At 50.0% G+C, this 988-nt stretch carries 1 protein-coding gene and 1 pseudogene; both read left to right on the forward strand.

The features are described 5' to 3' along the window. Positions 1-553, forward strand: a 553-nt coding sequence (locus R7040_RS24985; protein ID WP_318097352.1) for a 1-phosphofructokinase family hexose kinase, incomplete at its 5' end; no start/stop codon positions are given. 19 nt (positions 554-572) lie between these two features. Next, positions 573-988, forward strand: a pseudogene (locus R7040_RS24990) (PTS fructose transporter subunit EIIBC); the annotation flags it as partial.

Consider the following 988-nt stretch of genomic DNA (forward strand, 5'->3'; position numbering starts at 1 on the left):
AGCTGGCAGCCTACCGGGCGGTGTAACCGCTGAGCAATGCGCAGCGTGGATTGAAAAACTGCATCAACAAGGCAAAAAAGTATTGTTCGACAGCAGCAAAGCCGCTCTACGTGCAGGTATTGATGCTCATCCATGGCTTATTAAACCAAATGACGAAGAGCTGAGTGACTTTGTCGGTGAGCACCTAGAAACGCCAGAACAGTGCCAAGTGGCAGCACAAACCCTCAGCAACAAAGGCATCGAGAACATTGTGGTGTCGATGGGTGCTGACGGTGTGATGTGGCTAAACCAAAGCGAGTGGCTACGCGCACAACCGCCACGCATGAATGTGGTGAGCACCGTAGGTGCGGGCGACACACTGGTGGCAGGCTTATGCTGGGGTCACATGCAAGTGATGCCGAAACACGATTTATTGCGCTTCGCGACAGCGCTTTCTGCTTTAGCAGTTAGCCAAGTTGGCGTGGGGCTAACCAGTCAAGAAGAACTGGAAAACATTAAGCTGCAAACACAAGTCAGCGAGCTTTACCCTAATACGAACTTAGACAAAAACTAAGGAACAGAAGGTTATCAGTATGAATATTGCCATTATTACTGCCTGCCCTAGTGGTGTTGCTAATAGCATCCTTGCGGCGGGTCTATTAGAACAAGCGGTCGCTAAACTAGGTTGGAACGCCAAGATTGAATGCCAATCCAGTGTTATTGCTCCAACGCCGCTGACAGACGCTGACATTGAACAAGCTGACGCGATCGTAATCGCGGCGAACACCACCGTTGATACTTCTCGTTTCGTAGGTAAAAAAGTCTACCAAGCAGAAATCAGCGCGGTGGCAAAAGATGCTACCGCATTCTTAACGACCGCAGTCGAAAGTGCAGCAACACTTGAACAAGCAACCACAGTTGAAGCGCCTGTCGAAAGTGCTTCTGCAACCAAGAAAATCGTCGCTATTACGGCATGCCCTACTGGTGTTGCACATACCTTCATGGCAGC

The sequence above is a fragment of the Vibrio sp. 1069 genome (assembly GCF_033340555.1).